A 13,880-nucleotide genomic window follows, 5' to 3' on the forward strand; every position below is an offset into this window, starting at 1 on the left:
GAGGCAGCGGGCGTTGCGCGCCGGAAATTCTCCGGCTCTTGCCTAATCCTCTCACGCTGTTGCGCCGCCGGTGCGAATGCGCGATGCTGGCGCAATGAGCAAGGCGCTGCAGGAGTTGATCGAGATCGCCGGCCGCCATGCGCGCGGGCGACGAACAAGAACGGCGGTTCCCCGCGTTTCGATCGGCCGCAGCGAAGTCGCCACGCCGCCATTGTCAGGGGTGTGGGGGTCGGGGATCTTATTCGTACTGCAGGGCGCGAAGACGGTTCTGATCGGCGACCGAGCTCTTCGTTACAATCCGGCCAGCTATTTCATCTATACTGTCGAGACGCCCACCATCAGCCAGATAATCGAAGCGAGCGCGGCGCGTCCTTACCTGGCCATTGGCTTGACCCTTGACCTGCAGGCCGTCGCCGCGCTCCTCGTCGAGCACGCGCCGGCCCTCAGTGGCGACAGTTTCTCCACCTCTCCCGCTGATGACGATCTGCTCGACGCGTTGCGTCGAATGATGCGGCTGCTTGACCGGCCAGCGGAGATTCCCGTGCTCGCGACCATGATCGAGCGAGAGATGCTGTTTCGGCTCCTGCAAGGCCCCCAAGGCGGAAAGCTTCGTGAACTTGCGCGCGCCGATGGCCATCTGTCCCGGATTGGCCGGGCGATCGCCTGGATCCGTTCGCATCCCCATCAGCCGGTCCGGGTCGGCGATCTGGCCGAGATTGCCCGTATGAGCAGCGCTGCGTTTTATCGTCACTTCAAGGCGGCGACGGCCATGAGCCCAATCCAGTATCAAAAGCAAATCCGCTTGCTGGAAGCCCGCCATCTGCTGATTGCCCAGCCGGGCAACGTCGCACGTGTCGCCTTCGCCGTCGGCTATGAGAGTGCTTCCCAGTTCAGCCGGGAGTATGCCCGCCAGTTCGGGTCGCTGCCTGCCCGCGACGCAGCGCGGCTTTCGGCAGAAGGCGAAACCGCAATAGAGGTGATCTAAGGCTTGCGCTTCTTGCCAGTATCGCGCCGCTTCTCGCCGACCGCGACGGTCAGCGCCATAGCCAAAGCCATCGTCGCCGACAGCGAGCGGAAGCCGGCGAAATCGGCCTCGGCGACCTCGAACCAGACCCTGGCGAATTGGGCGAGTGGCGAAAAGGAGCTGTCGGTAATCGCCACGATCGGCACGCCTTGCTCCGAAATGACGCGCGCCTCCTCAATGGTGGCCGGGGCATAGGGCGAAAAGCTGATGGCGATCACGGCGTCCCTTGGAGAGGCAAAGCCGATCATCTCTGCATTGAGGCCGGCGGCCGATTCGATCAGCTGGTTGCGGATCTTGAGCTTGCCCAATGCATAGGCGATATAGGAGGCGACCGGGTAGGAGCGCCGCTTGGCCAGCACGTAAATGGTTTCGGCCTTGGCCAACACAGTGATCGCATCTTCGAAATGGTCTTCATTCAGCGTGCGCGAAATGTCGTTGAGCGAGGTACTGGCTGCGGCAACAAAACCGTCGAAAATCGCGCGGTGGCCGGCGCCTTCCTCGGCCTTGGCGCGCAATGCCGCCAGCCTTTCATCATAGGATGAGTTGCGCTCGCGCAGGCGCTCGCGAAACACCAACTGCAGGCTGGTGAAACCATCAAAACCAAGCTGCTGGGCAAAGCGGATCAGGGTCGAAGGCTGGACACCGGCGGAAGCGGCAATGCTGGCAGCGGTGCCGAAGGCGATATCGTCTGGGTTGTCGAGCGCATAGGCGGCGATCTGGGCGATACGTTTCGGCAGGCTGTGGCGCCGCTCCAAGATCGTCGCCCGCAGCGTCTCGAAATCGCGCGGCACCCGTTCGTCCATCGTCGCTCCGCCCAGGCTCATCGTCTGGTTCCCTCTGTGCCCCATCATAGCGGGCCTGTGCAAGAACACCATAAAAAATGAGACAAGCGTTCCATCTGCAGACAAAATGGACTAATTCATCCACACAAATTTTGCACACAGGGAGGCAAGCGGATGGTCGGGGTAGGTCTTATCGGCACGGGTTTCATGGGCAAGTGCCACGCCATTGCCTGGAACGCGGTCGGCACCGTCTTTCCCGAAGTGGCCAAGCCAAGGCTGGTCCATCTGGGCGAGGTCAACGAGGATCTTGCCAAACGCCGTGCCAGCGAATTCGGCTTCGCCAAGGCCTCCGGCGATTGGCGCGCTGTCGTCGACGACCCGGAAGTCGATGTCATCTCGCTGACCACGCCGAACCAGTTCCACCCGGAAATGGCCATCGCCATCCTCGAAGCCGGCAAGCATCTGTGGTGTGAAAAACCGATGGCGCCGAGCTTCGCCGAGGCGCAAGCAATGGCTGCGGCGGCCCAAAAGTCCGGCAAGGTGGCCGCGCTCGGCTATAACTATATTCAGAACCCAGCGATCCGCCATATCGGCGCGCTGCTCGACGAGAAGATCATCGGCGAGGTCAACCATCTGCGTATCGAGATGGACGAGGACTTCATGGCCGATCCGGAGGCGCTGTTCTTCTGGAAGCACGAGGCGGCGTCCGGCTACGGCGCGCTCGACGATTTCGCCGTGCACCCGCTGTCGCTCATCGCCGTACTGTTCGGCCGCGTTGCCCGCGTCATGTGCGACATGGCCAAACCCTATGCCGACCGCCGCGTCGCCTCGGGCGGGCGCCGCGCGGTCGAGACCTACGACATCGCCAGCATCCTGATGCATCTCGAAAACGGCATCGCCGGCACGCTGCTGGTCAACCGTTCGGCTTGGGGCCGCAAAGGCCGGATCGCCATCCAGATTTTTGGCTCGAAGGGCTCGATCCTGTACGACCAGGAGCGGATGAATGAGTTCCAACTCTATCTGACGGCCGACCGGCCGACCGAGCAAGGCTACCGCACCATCCTGGTGGCGCCGCATCATAAGCCTTATGACGCCTTCCTGCCGGCGCCCGGTCACGGCCTTGGCTTTAATGATCTCAAGATCATCGAATGCCGGGAGCTGTTGACGCGGCTTGCCGGCAAGCCGGCGCGGATCATCGATTTCGACGAAGGCCTGGAGATCGAGCGCACGGTGCACGCGATGGCGCGCTCGTTCGCGGAACAGCGCTGGATGGAGGTGCGGTAGTAAGCCCCTTCTCCCCTTGTGGGAGAAGGTGGCCGAGCGAAGCTCGGTCGGATGAGGGGTGTTGGACGGATCGCTACAGCAAAGAAATAAGCGCTTCAAATCCCTCAAATTTTCACGCCGAGATCCTTCCGGCACCCCTCATCCGGCTCGGCCCTGCGCGCCGATCCACCTTCTCCCACAAGGGGAGAAGGGACAGGGCCGGCATTGGCTGCCTCAGGCGGCTCCCGGGCGATCGGCGATCATGGCACGTCTCGCCGACCGGCGCCGCTCGACGGCGTCGGCAAGGCCGTAAAGCACCGTCTCGGTGGTTGCCCAGTCGATGCAGCCATCGGTGATGCTCTGGCCATAGACGAGCGGCTTGCCGGGCACGACGTCCTGCCGGCCGGCGACGAGGTTGCTCTCGATCATGATGCCGACGATGCGCTCGTCGCCCGCCGCGATCTGGCCCGCCATGTCAGCCGCCACCAGCGGCTGGTTTCCCGGCTTCTTGCTGCTGTTGGCGTGGCTGACATCGATCATCAGCCGCGGCGCCACGCCGATCCGGCCGAGCTCAGCGCAGGCAGCAGCAATGCTTGCCGCGTCATAATTCGGCACAATACCGCCGCGCAGGATGACGTGGCAGTCCTCGTTGCCGGTGGTCGTCGCGATGGCGCTGCGCCCGCCCTTTGTCACCGCCATGAAATGATGCGGCTGGGCGGCGGACTTCACCGCTTCGGCGGCAATCCGCAGATTGCCGTCGGTGCCGTTCTTGAAGCCGACCGGGCAGGACAGGCCTGACGCCAGCTCGCGATGGATCTGGCTCTCTGTCGTGCGTGCGCCGATCGCGCCCCAGGCGACGAGGTCGGCAATATATTGCGGGGTGGCCATGTCGAGGAATTCGGTGGCCGCCGGAAGGCCGAGATTGTTGACGGCGGAGAGCACGTTGCGGGCCATCCGCAACCCCTTGTCGATGTTGAAGCTGCCGTCGAGGTCGGGATCGTTGATCAGGCCCTTCCAGCCGACCGTCGTGCGCGGTTTCTCGAAATAAACCCGCATCACGATCTCCAGCCGGTCCGACAGGCTTTCACGCAGCGATGCCAAACGGCTGGCATAGTCTACGGCGGCGGCCGGGTCGTGGATCGAACAGGGGCCGACGACGACCACCAGCCGATCGTCGGCGCCGGTCAGCACGGCGTGGATGGCATTGCGTGATGCGGCAACGGTGCGCGTCGCCGTCAGCGTGCGCGGTATTTCCCGCATCACCTCGTCGGGTGTGCTCAGTTCTCTGATTTCCTTGACCCGAAGATCGTCTGTGGTCGTCAACACGGCTTCTGCTCCTGATTGGGAGACCTGCCGGCTGAAACAAAAAAGCCGCCAGGTCTGGCGGCTGTTCGGATGTTATTGCTGCAATCTTCAGATCGAGCGCAATCCTCCCGCCGCCAGCGAGCTCATAAAGTACCAATATGTGGCGGTCAGGTTGATCATGAGGGCTGATATAGTCGATGCGGATGCGCTTGTCACGTGCCTGGTGAGGAGGAGGTTTACTCCAGCCCATTCGCGATTGGCTGAAGCCCCCCGAACTTCGTCATCCCAGGGCGAAGCAGGAGCGGAGCTCCGTCGCGGAGACCCTGGGATCCATGCCGTTGCCTTGGCCAAGGAGTGCTGCGGAACTAAATTCTGCATTGTAGCGACGCCTAGATGTCACGGCATGGATCCTCGGGTCTGCGCCGCGTCGCTGCGCTCCTTGCTCTGCCCGTGGATGACGAAGTGATGGGCGGCGTTCCGCTAGACTTGCCGGCGTTATTCCGGTGACGCCCCGGCGATGCTCTGATCGTAGTCGACCAGCGACCCGGTCATGACGCCGGACTGCGGGCTGATCATATAGCTGATCAACCGGGCAAGCTGCGCCGGTTTCACCAATTGGCCCATCGGCTGCGCGGCTTCGGCCTTCTCCAACCAGTCCTCCGGCGCGTCGTGCCATTTCTTCTGCACGATCGCCTCGCCCTCGGTGTCCATCCAGCCGGGCAGCACCGCATTGCAGCGGATGCGATTGCCGCGATAGGCATTGGCGACATTCTTGGTGAGTGTCGCCAGCGCTCCCTTGCTCGACGAATAGGGCGCCAGGAACGACTGGCCGCAATGCGCCGACATCGACAGCACGTTGACGATCGAGCCCGGTACCTGGCGCGCCAGCAAATGCGCCACCACGCCCTGCATCAGGAAAAACGGGCCGCGCACATTGGTCTGGAATATCTGGTCGAACAGATCCTCGGAGGTCTCGACCAGCGAGCCGCGAGCCGAGGTGGCAGCGGCGTTGACCAGCGCGTTGACGGTACCAAAATGGCCAATCGCCGTTTCGACCGCACGCTTGCAGTCGGCCACTTTTGAGACGTCGGCGCTGATGAAGATGGCATCGACGCCTGCCCCCTTGAGGATGGCGACAGCCTTGTCGCCCTTCTCCTGCGAGCGGCCGATCAGCGCCAGCGCCCGGCAGCCCTCATCGGCCAGCGCTTCGGCGACGGCAAAGCCGATGCCTTGTGCGCCGCCGGTGACGATGGCGCGTGTTTCGGAATTGCGACCGGCTGAACCGTTCATCGCCTTGCTCCTGTGCTTGATAGTCAGATTGTTTTGTCGAGGCGGACGGTCTTGCCTTTCTTGGCCGATTTCAGCGCCGCATCCGCCAGCCTGAGCGCCACCAGCCCGTCCTTGCCGCTCGGCGCCGCCTTCTTGCCTGACGTCGCTGCCGCGATGAAGGCAGCGATCTCGTTGGCATAGGCGTCGAGATAACGGGTCATGAAGAAATCGTGCAGCGGCGGCCGCGTATAGCCTTTCTCATTGGCCAGTTCGATCGACACCGGCCGCTGGTTCTCGGCCGCAATCATGCCTTTCGAGCCATGCACCTCGATGCGCTGGTCGTAGCCGTAGGTGGCGCGGCGTGAGTTGGAGATAACGCATTGCTTGCCGGAGGCAGTTTCGAGGATGACGCTGACGCTGTCGAAGTCGCCGGCCTCGCCGATCTTCTTGTCGACCAGCACCGAAGCATGCGCGCTGACCGCCACCGGCTCCTCGCCGAGCAGGAAGCGCGCCATGTCGAAATCATGAATGGTCATGTCGCGGAAGATGCCGCCCGAGCGGCCGATATAGTCGAGCGGCGGCGGGCCGGGATCGCGCGAGGTGATTGTCACCATTTCGACAGTGCCGATGGCGCCGTCGTCGATCGCCTTGCGCACGGCGGCAAAATGCGGATCGAAGCGGCGGTTGAAGCCGACCATCAGGGTGGCGCCGGCCTTGTCGACGACGGCCAGGCAACGTTCCACCCTGGCGGCGTCGAGGTCGATCGGCTTTTCGCAGAAAATCGCTTTACCCGCTTTGGCGAAGCGTTCGATCAGATCGGCATGGGTATCGGTCGGCGTGCAGATGACGACCGCATCGATATCGCCGGCCTTCTCGATGGCATCGATGCTGCGCACTTCGGCGCCATAGGCAGAGGCCAGATCGGTCGCCGCCTTCTCGAAGGCGTCGGCAACTGCGACCAGCCTGGCCTCAGGATTGGAACCGACGGCGCGAGCATGGACCTTGCCGATACGGCCGGCACCGAGAAGAGCAAAGCGAAGAGGCATGAAGAGTTTTCCTTTGAGGATGGTTCGGAAGGGAGGGCGTGTCAGCGCCTGTGCTCGGCGTTGGCCGTTACGCCGCAAGTTCCGCCTGCCCGGTCTTGGCGCCGGTGATGTAGGAGACGATATCGTTGCCGTCGGTGTCCTGCTTGCGCAAATTGGCGACGATGCGGCCGCGCCGGAAAACGACGATGCGGTCGACCAGGTCGAACACCTGGCGCATGTTGTGAGAGATCAGGATCAGCGGTTCGCCATTCTCCTTCAGCGTGCGGATGATGTTTTCGACCTGCATCGTCTCCTGCACGCCGAGTGCCGCCGTCGGCTCATCCATGATGATGAGCTTGGAAGCAAAGGTCGCGGTTCTGGCAATTGCTACGCACTGGCGCTGGCCGCCCGACATGTGGCGGATAGTATTGGAAAGATTGGGGATCTTGACCGCTGTCCGGACCAAGGCTGCCTCGGTCGCCTTGCGCATGAACTTGCGATCGAGGATCGAGAAGGGCCCGAGATTGAAAAGCACCCGCTCGCGGCCGAGGAACAGGTTCGACGGCACGTCGAGGTCGTCGGCGAGCGCCAGGTTCTGGAACACCGTCTCGATGCCCGCCTCGCGGGCTTCGATGGGGCCGGCAAAATTCACTTCCTTGCCGTCGAACCACATCCTGCCGCTGGTGCGCTGCTCGACGCCGGTGATCTGGCGTACGAAGGTCGATTTGCCAGCGCCGTTGTCGCCCATGATGGCGACATGCTCGCCCTTGCGCAGCTCGAAGTTGGCACCCTCCAGCGCATGGACGCCGCCATAATACTTGGTCAGGTTTTCGGTCTTCAGGACGATGTCTGACATGATCAAGCCCTCATCGCCCGCAGGCGTTGGCGCCACTGGTCGAGTACGACTGCGCCGACGATGATCACGCCTTTGACCATCTCCTGATAATAGGCGTCGAGGCGCAGAAAGGTGAAGCCGGAGATGATGACGCCGAAGATCAGCGAGCCGATCACTGTCCCGATAATCGAACCGCGGCCGCCCGACAGCGAGACGCCGCCGATAACCGCCATGGCGATCGCGTCGAGCTCGTACATTACACCCATGCCGGCCTGGGCGGTGAGATTCTTGGAGCTCAGCACCACGGCGGCGAGCGCGGCGAGGACGCCGGCAATGACGTAGACGAGGATCTTGTGGTTGGCGATGTTGATGCCGGACATGCGCGCGGCGTCCTCATTGGAGCCGATTGCATAGCAGTGCTTGCCATATTTGGTGTAACTCAGGATCAGCTGGAACAGCACTGCGAGCGATATGAAAATGATGACCGGCATCAGCCCCTTGCCAATGGCGGCGAAACTCTCGGTCGGAAACGAGATCGGCTGCCCCTTTGACCACCATTTGGCGATGCCGCGCGCGGTGACCATCATGCCGAGCGTGGCGATGAACGGCGGGATGCGCGTGTAGGCGATCAAAGCGCCGTTGACCAGGCCGGCCAGCAGGCCGCAGCCGATCGCGACCAGCACGGGCACGATCACCGGCAGGTCGGTCCAGCCCTGCGCGATGAACATCGCCTTCGGGTTCGGGTTGCCATTGACGGTCGCCACCTGGGCGAAGCTCATGGCTATCATCGCCGTGGCGCCGACGATCGAACCTGAGGACAGGTCGATGCCGCCGGTAATGATCACCTGCGTCACGCCGATGGCAATGATGCCGACTATCGACACCTGCAGGATGATGATCTGCAGGCGCGCTTCGTTGAAGATCGCATCGATATTGTCGCGGGTGTTGAACAGGAAGCTGTCGCCCAGGAAAACCCGGCCGATCAGCTCGAAAGCGCCGACCAGGATGACGAGCGCCAGGAAGACGTTGAATTCGGCCGGCCATGCGCGCCGCTTCGCATCATAGCTGAGCCCGCCGACGCCGTGAGATGTCTGTGCCAATCGTGCTTCCTCCGTCAGCCACGGTCTCCACTCGGCGCTGTTCAGGCCGAGAGGGAAAAAGCGGAGCGGCGCTGTCTTACCTTGGCGCGCCGCTCCGTATCGGACAGGTCCGCCTCAGTTCTTCTTCAGGAACTTGTCGATATTTGCCGGCGTGACCAGCTGGAACGGGATGTAGACCTTGTGCTCGACCTTCTCGCCCTTCGCCAGCTTGAGCGCTGCGTCAAGCGCGCCGGCACCCTGGCCGGCCGCGTCCTGGAACACCGTCGCATCGAGGTCGCCCGCCTGCATCGCGGCAAGCGCATCCTGGGTAGCGTCGACCCCGCCGACGACAACCGACTTCATGTCGATGTTGGCGGCCTTCATCGCCTGGATGGCGCCGATGGCGCTTTCGTCATTATTGGCGATGACGCCGTCGAACGGCTTGCCGGTCGACAGCCAGTTGGTCATCAGGTTCTGCGCTTCTTCGCGCTTCCAGTTCGACGTCTGCTTGTCGATGATCTTGATGAAGCTGCACTCCGGCGTGGCGATCACGTCGTCAATGTCCTTGGTGCGCTGCACCGCTGCCTGATTCGACAGCTCGCCCATGATCACATAGACGTTGGCTTCAGTCTTGCCGGCCTCCTTGAACAGGCGGCAGACCTCCTTGGTCTCGAGCGTGCCGGAATCGGCTTCGTTCGAGGCGACGAAGGCCTGGTTTTCGGGCAGCGTGTCGACGTTGACCGGCTCGCGATTGACATAGACCAGTGGAATCTTGGCAGCGGCGGCTGCGTCCGACATCGCCTGAGTCGCCGAGGTGTCGACCGGGTTGACGATGATGGCGTCGACGCCTGAGGCGGCGAAGTTCTTGATCTGGTCGAGTTGCTTGGCGACGTCGTTCTGCGCATCCTCCACCTGCAGCTCGACGCCGTCCATGCCCTTGGCCTGTTCAATCATGCCGTTGCGCAGCACTGTGAGAAAATTGTCGTCGAACAACGCCATCGACACGCCGATCTTGGCAGCAAAGGCGGACGAACTCATCAGCGCCGCGAACGCGACGCCCAAAAGCAGTTTTTTCATTTTATTTCTCCTCCACATTGGTGTCCGGCTGCACCGATCTACCCGGAATCCCCGATCTCGCAGGGAATTCTCTCCCGATTGCCATTTTTAGTTCCGGAGGCATTTGCCTGAAACAGATCTTCCGGAACGAAAGAACCAAAATTCTCAGTTGGTGAAATATTTATTCCATTTCGCTTGGGCGTCAAGCGAGATTTCGCCATGAGGAATGGATTTTCGGCATTTCGAGCGCTTTTAGACGGACGCTAACGCAAGCCAGGCCTGAAAGCGTTCTGATAGATTACATCATGTCTGCCGCCGATGACCGCGACGTCAGATGTTTTCCGGCAGATAAATGTCGAAGGGCAGAAAGGTCTGGCCCGGCGCATTCGCAGCGCCGGTCTCGATGGCATGCGCCATCAGCCCGACAAGCTCGCGGCAAAGCGCCGCCAGTGGCGTCGAGATCACCATGGTCAGGAAATTATCTGCCAGCGCCGCGCGGGAGTCGGGCGTGATCTCGTTGCAGACGACCGCCGGCATCTCAGCCGGCTTTGCCTCCCTCAGCGCCGAGATCGCGCCTTCCATGCCGCCACCGGCGACATAGCAACCGGCGAGATCAGGGTGGCGGGCCAGAAGCTCGATCATTGCATCATGCGTGATCTGGTTCGCTTCCAGATTGACCAACGTCTCGAGGAGAGTGAATTCCGGCGCCTGCTCGCGAAAGAAGGAGCGAAAACCGATCTCGCGAAGCTCATGGCCATGGAAGCGATGGCTGCCGACGAAGAGGGCAACCTTGCCAGGTCTCTTCGCGGCCTTCGAGATCATCCAGGCAGCGGTGCGGCCGACCTTGCGATTGTCCAGGCCAACATAGCCCTCGCGAATACCGGACGCAAAGTCGGAAAGCAGGGAGAACACCGGTACGCCATTGGCTTTGAGAGCCTCGACGGCGACCGTCAGCGTCGGGTGATCAGGCCCGACCAGGGCGACGGCCCTGGATTTGGCGGCCAGCTTGCGCATCCGCTCGACGATCTCGTCCGGCGCCAGCGAAGCGGCGAAGTCGATGGTGGCCACGCCGCGAAAGCGCGGCGACTGCGATACCGCCAGTTCAAGCTCGCGGGCAAATTCACTGTAGAAGACGTCCTCCCGTCTCAACAGCAGGAACCCGAGCCGGTATTCGGGCAATTCATGGCGCATCCGCTGCTTGATCAATCCGGCTGCGTGATAGCCGATGCTGGTCGCGGCCTCATAGACGCGGCGCGCGGTTTCCTCGCGCACCGGCAAGCGGTTGTTCAGCACCCGGTCGACGGTGGCAACGCTGACCCCCGAAATGCGCGCCAGGTCGGTGATCGTCGGCCGTTTCGCCATCGCTGCCTCATTCCACTGTTTGGCCCTTTTACACCATTCTGATGGAAAATGATAGAAACTATCTTTGTGATATTGAGCCTATCAGGGCTCGGCGTTATTTTGAACGCTGACCGAATATGATCGAGGCCTCCGCTATGGTGGATATTGGACTCCGAACCGGGAATACGAGCTCCGCAGCGGCGTCCCGACGCGACTATAGCCTGATCGGCCGCGACGCGAAGCTTGCCGTCGAGAGCGGGCTGGCGGCGGCCGAGTGGTATCACACCGACGTGCCGCGCAAGCAGATGAAGGAGCTGATGCAGCGCTCCGACGGCCCGGCGATCCGCGATACCATCGTCTGGCTCGGCGCCATGATCCTCAGCGGCGCCGGCGCCGCCTGGTTCTGGGGCAGCTGGTGGTGCGTGCCGTTCTTCTTCGTCTACGGCGTCCTCTACGGTTCCTCCACCGATTCACGCTGGCACGAATGCGGCCACGGCACCGCTTTCAGGACGCAGTGGATGAACGACGTGGTCTATCAGGTCGCCTGCTTCATGATCATGCGCAACCCGGTGACCTGGCGCTGGAGCCACACGCGCCATCATACCGATACCATCATCGTCGGCCGCGATCCGGAGATCTCGGTGATGCGTCCGCCCGATCTGCTGCGCGTGGTGCTCAACTTCGTCGGCATTCTCGACGCCTGGCATGCGATGAGCGACATGCTGCGCAATGCAGCCGGTATCGTCAGTCCGGCCGAAAGAACGTTCATTCCCGACCAGGAGCAGCCGAAGGCAATTCGCATTGCCCGCATCTGGACGACAATCTATGCCGCGACCATTGCGCTGGCGCTCTATACCGGCTCGTTCCTGCCGCTGATGCTGGTCGGTCTGCCCAGGCTTTACGGTGCCTGGCACCATGTCATGGTCGGCCTGCTGCAGCATGGCGGCCTGGCTGAAAACGTCACCGATCACCGGCTCAACAGCCGCACCGTCTACATGAACCCGATAAGCCGCTTCATCTACTGGAACATGAACTACCATGTCGAGCATCACATGTTTCCCATGGTGCCCTATCACGCGCTGCCCAGGCTGCACGAACTGATCAAGCACGATCTGCCGACGCCGACATCGTCCATCCTGGCCGGCTACCGCGAGATGATACCGGCTTTCCTGCGCCAGCTGCGCAATGAGGATTATTTCATCAAGCGCGAACTGCCGCCGACGGCGAGGCCCTATCGCGAGGACTTCCACAACGACAACGCTACCGCTGCGGTGGCTGCCGAATGACAAGCCCATGCCGAGGGTGCCAAGTATTGGGGGAGCCGTAGATGAGCGACTGGGTCGAGGCCTGTGACGCCGAGGACATCGACGAAGAGGACGTGATGCGCTTCGACCATGGCGGCCGCACCTTTGCCATCTATCGCAGCCCCGACGACGAGTATTTCGCCACCGACGGGCTTTGCACGCATGAGAAGGTGCATCTGGCCGACGGGCTGGTCATGGACGACATCATCGAGTGCCCGAAGCACAATGGCCGCTTCAACTACAAGACAGGGGCTGCCAGGGGCGCGCCGGTCTGCGTCGATCTAAGAACTTATCCGGTCAAAGTCGACGCCGGCAAAGTCCTTGTCCGGATTGGTTGATGATGACGAAGGGAATGGTCATCATTGGCGCCGGCGAATGCGGCGGGCGCGCCGCCCTTGCGCTGCGCGAGCTCGGCTATGATGGCCCGGTGACGCTGGTCGGCGACGAGCCGCATCTTCCCTATGAGCGGCCGCCGCTGTCGAAAGACGCGATGGTCGCCGACGCGCCCCTGCTCAAGGCGATCGCCAGTGAGGCGGTCCTGGCCGAAAGATCGATCAGGCATATCCATTCGGTCCAGGCGGTGGCGATCGTCCGAGAGGCGCATGTCGTGCGCCTCTCGGACGGTTCCGTCCTGGCCTACGACAAGCTCCTGCTGGCGACCGGTTCGGTGCCGCGCAAGCTGCCGATGCCGGGCCTTGGCGGGCGCTGCGTCTACCTCCGGACCTTCAACGACGCGCTGGCCATTCGCGCCCATCTCAGCGCCGGAAATCGCATCGCCATCATTGGCGGCGGCTTCATCGGGCTTGAGCTTGCCGCGGCGGCACGCAGACTGGGTGCGGCGGTCACAGTTATCGAGGCGCAGCCGCGCATCTTGATGCGCGGCGTGCCGGCCGAGATCGCTGAGGTCATCCATCAGGCGCATGAAGCCGAAGGCGTGAAAATCCTGTGCGGCGAGGGCATCGCCGCCATTGCCGATGATGGCGCCGAAGTGCGCATCGCGCTCGCCGGTGGACACGACATTGTCGCCGATCTTGCCGTGATCGGCATCGGCGCCGTGCCGGTGACCGGACTTGCCGCGGAGGCGGGGCTGACCGTCGACAATGGTATCGCCGTCGACGCCGAGCTTCGCACCAGCGACCGGGATATCTTTGCCGCCGGCGATTGCTGTTCGTTTCCGCTCGCCGTCTATGGCGGCCGGCGCGTGCGGCTGGAAGCCTGGCGCAATGCACAGGAGCAGGGCGCGCTTGCCGCCAGGAATATGCTTGGCGCCGGCGAGTCCCATGCGGCGGTGCCGTGGTTCTGGTCGGATCAGTACGGCCTGACCTTGCAGATCGCCGGCCTGTCGGACGAAGGCCGCAGCATCGTGCGCCGCGACCTCGGCGACGGCGCCTTCATCCTGTTCCACCTCGCCGAGGACGGCAGGCTGGTTGCGGCAAGCGGCATCGGCCCCGGCAACGCGGTCGCCCGCGACATAAGGCTGGCCGAGATGCTGATTGCGAAGCAGGCAAGGCCGGCGCCGGAAGCGCTAGGCTCGCAGACCATCAAGTTAAAGTCGCTGCTGGCGGCTTGATCCGCCGCGTGGATAATTGGCCGAGCG

Annotated in this window: 13 protein-coding genes; 5 read left to right on the plus strand and 8 right to left on the minus strand. The window is 62.7% G+C overall.

Annotated elements, in window-relative coordinates; all coding sequences use genetic code 11:
- The first annotated feature begins 94 nt into the window (after positions 1-94).
- Positions 95-985, plus strand: coding sequence for an AraC family transcriptional regulator (locus NKI17_RS05945; RefSeq protein WP_352905516.1), 891 nt, complete (start codon positions 95-97; stop codon positions 983-985).
- On the opposite strand, the gene NKI17_RS05950 is transcribed toward NKI17_RS05945, so the two are convergent.
- Entirely contained in the window at positions 982-1,827 is an 846-nt protein-coding gene (locus tag NKI17_RS05950) for a MurR/RpiR family transcriptional regulator (RefSeq protein WP_023677514.1), read from the minus strand. The genes NKI17_RS05945 and NKI17_RS05950 overlap by 4 nt on opposite strands.
- Positions 1,828-1,980: 153 nt before the next feature.
- Between NKI17_RS05950 and NKI17_RS05955 the strand changes: the two genes are divergently transcribed.
- Positions 1,981-3,090, plus strand: coding sequence for a Gfo/Idh/MocA family protein (locus NKI17_RS05955; RefSeq protein WP_352691450.1), 1,110 nt, complete (start codon positions 1,981-1,983; stop codon positions 3,088-3,090).
- Between the two features lie 213 nt (positions 3,091-3,303).
- Here the strand turns inward: NKI17_RS05955 and NKI17_RS05960 are convergent, their stop codons facing one another.
- The 7 genes from NKI17_RS05960 to NKI17_RS05990 form a co-directional block, all read right to left on the minus strand.
- Positions 3,304-4,395: a 3-deoxy-7-phosphoheptulonate synthase gene (locus NKI17_RS05960; RefSeq protein WP_352826776.1), complete on the minus strand. Its 1,092-nt coding sequence runs from the start codon at positions 4,393-4,395 to the stop codon at positions 3,304-3,306.
- Between the two features lie 474 nt (positions 4,396-4,869).
- Positions 4,870-5,664, minus strand: a complete 795-nt coding sequence (locus NKI17_RS05965) for an SDR family oxidoreductase (RefSeq protein WP_023677517.1) — start codon at positions 5,662-5,664, stop codon at positions 4,870-4,872.
- Between the two features lie 23 nt (positions 5,665-5,687).
- The gene (gene iolG, locus NKI17_RS05970; protein ID WP_352568500.1) at positions 5,688-6,689 is read right to left on the minus strand and encodes an inositol 2-dehydrogenase; all 1,002 of its coding nucleotides are present in this window, start codon (positions 6,687-6,689) and stop codon (positions 5,688-5,690) included.
- Between the two features lie 67 nt (positions 6,690-6,756).
- Positions 6,757-7,524, minus strand: a complete 768-nt coding sequence (locus tag NKI17_RS05975) for an ATP-binding cassette domain-containing protein (protein ID WP_254815918.1) — start codon at positions 7,522-7,524, stop codon at positions 6,757-6,759.
- Positions 7,525-7,526: 2 nt separating this feature from the next.
- On the minus strand, positions 7,527-8,603 hold the full coding sequence (locus tag NKI17_RS05980) for an ABC transporter permease (protein ID WP_292655972.1): 1,077 nt from the start codon (positions 8,601-8,603) through the stop codon (positions 7,527-7,529).
- Positions 8,604-8,717: 114 nt separating this feature from the next.
- Positions 8,718-9,659 (minus strand): sugar ABC transporter substrate-binding protein, encoded by a 942-nt coding sequence (locus tag NKI17_RS05985; RefSeq protein WP_352451673.1) that lies wholly within the window; start codon positions 9,657-9,659, stop codon positions 8,718-8,720.
- 309 nt (positions 9,660-9,968) lie between these two features.
- On the minus strand, positions 9,969-11,000 hold the full coding sequence (locus tag NKI17_RS05990; RefSeq protein WP_023677522.1) for a LacI family DNA-binding transcriptional regulator: 1,032 nt from the start codon (positions 10,998-11,000) through the stop codon (positions 9,969-9,971).
- A gap of 116 nt (positions 11,001-11,116) precedes the next feature.
- On the opposite strand from NKI17_RS05990, the gene NKI17_RS05995 reads away from it, so the two are divergent.
- The 3 genes from NKI17_RS05995 to NKI17_RS06005 are packed head-to-tail and all read left to right on the plus strand — an operon-like array spanning position 11,117 to position 13,853.
- On the plus strand, positions 11,117-12,265 hold the full coding sequence (locus tag NKI17_RS05995; RefSeq protein ID WP_502894432.1) for a fatty acid desaturase family protein: 1,149 nt from the start codon (positions 11,117-11,119) through the stop codon (positions 12,263-12,265).
- Positions 12,266-12,306: 41 nt separating this feature from the next.
- Positions 12,307-12,621, plus strand: coding sequence for a MocE family 2Fe-2S type ferredoxin (locus NKI17_RS06000; RefSeq protein WP_023677524.1), 315 nt, complete (start codon positions 12,307-12,309; stop codon positions 12,619-12,621).
- 2 nt (positions 12,622-12,623) lie between these two features.
- A complete protein-coding gene (locus tag NKI17_RS06005) occupies positions 12,624-13,853 on the plus strand; it encodes an NAD(P)/FAD-dependent oxidoreductase (RefSeq protein WP_023677525.1) in 1,230 nt (409 codons plus the stop codon).
- Positions 13,854-13,880 lie beyond the last annotated feature (27 nt).

Origin of the sequence: Mesorhizobium sp. M0816 (assembly GCF_040320005.1) — a bacterium.
Taxonomy (GTDB): Bacteria; Pseudomonadota; Alphaproteobacteria; order Rhizobiales; family Rhizobiaceae; genus Mesorhizobium.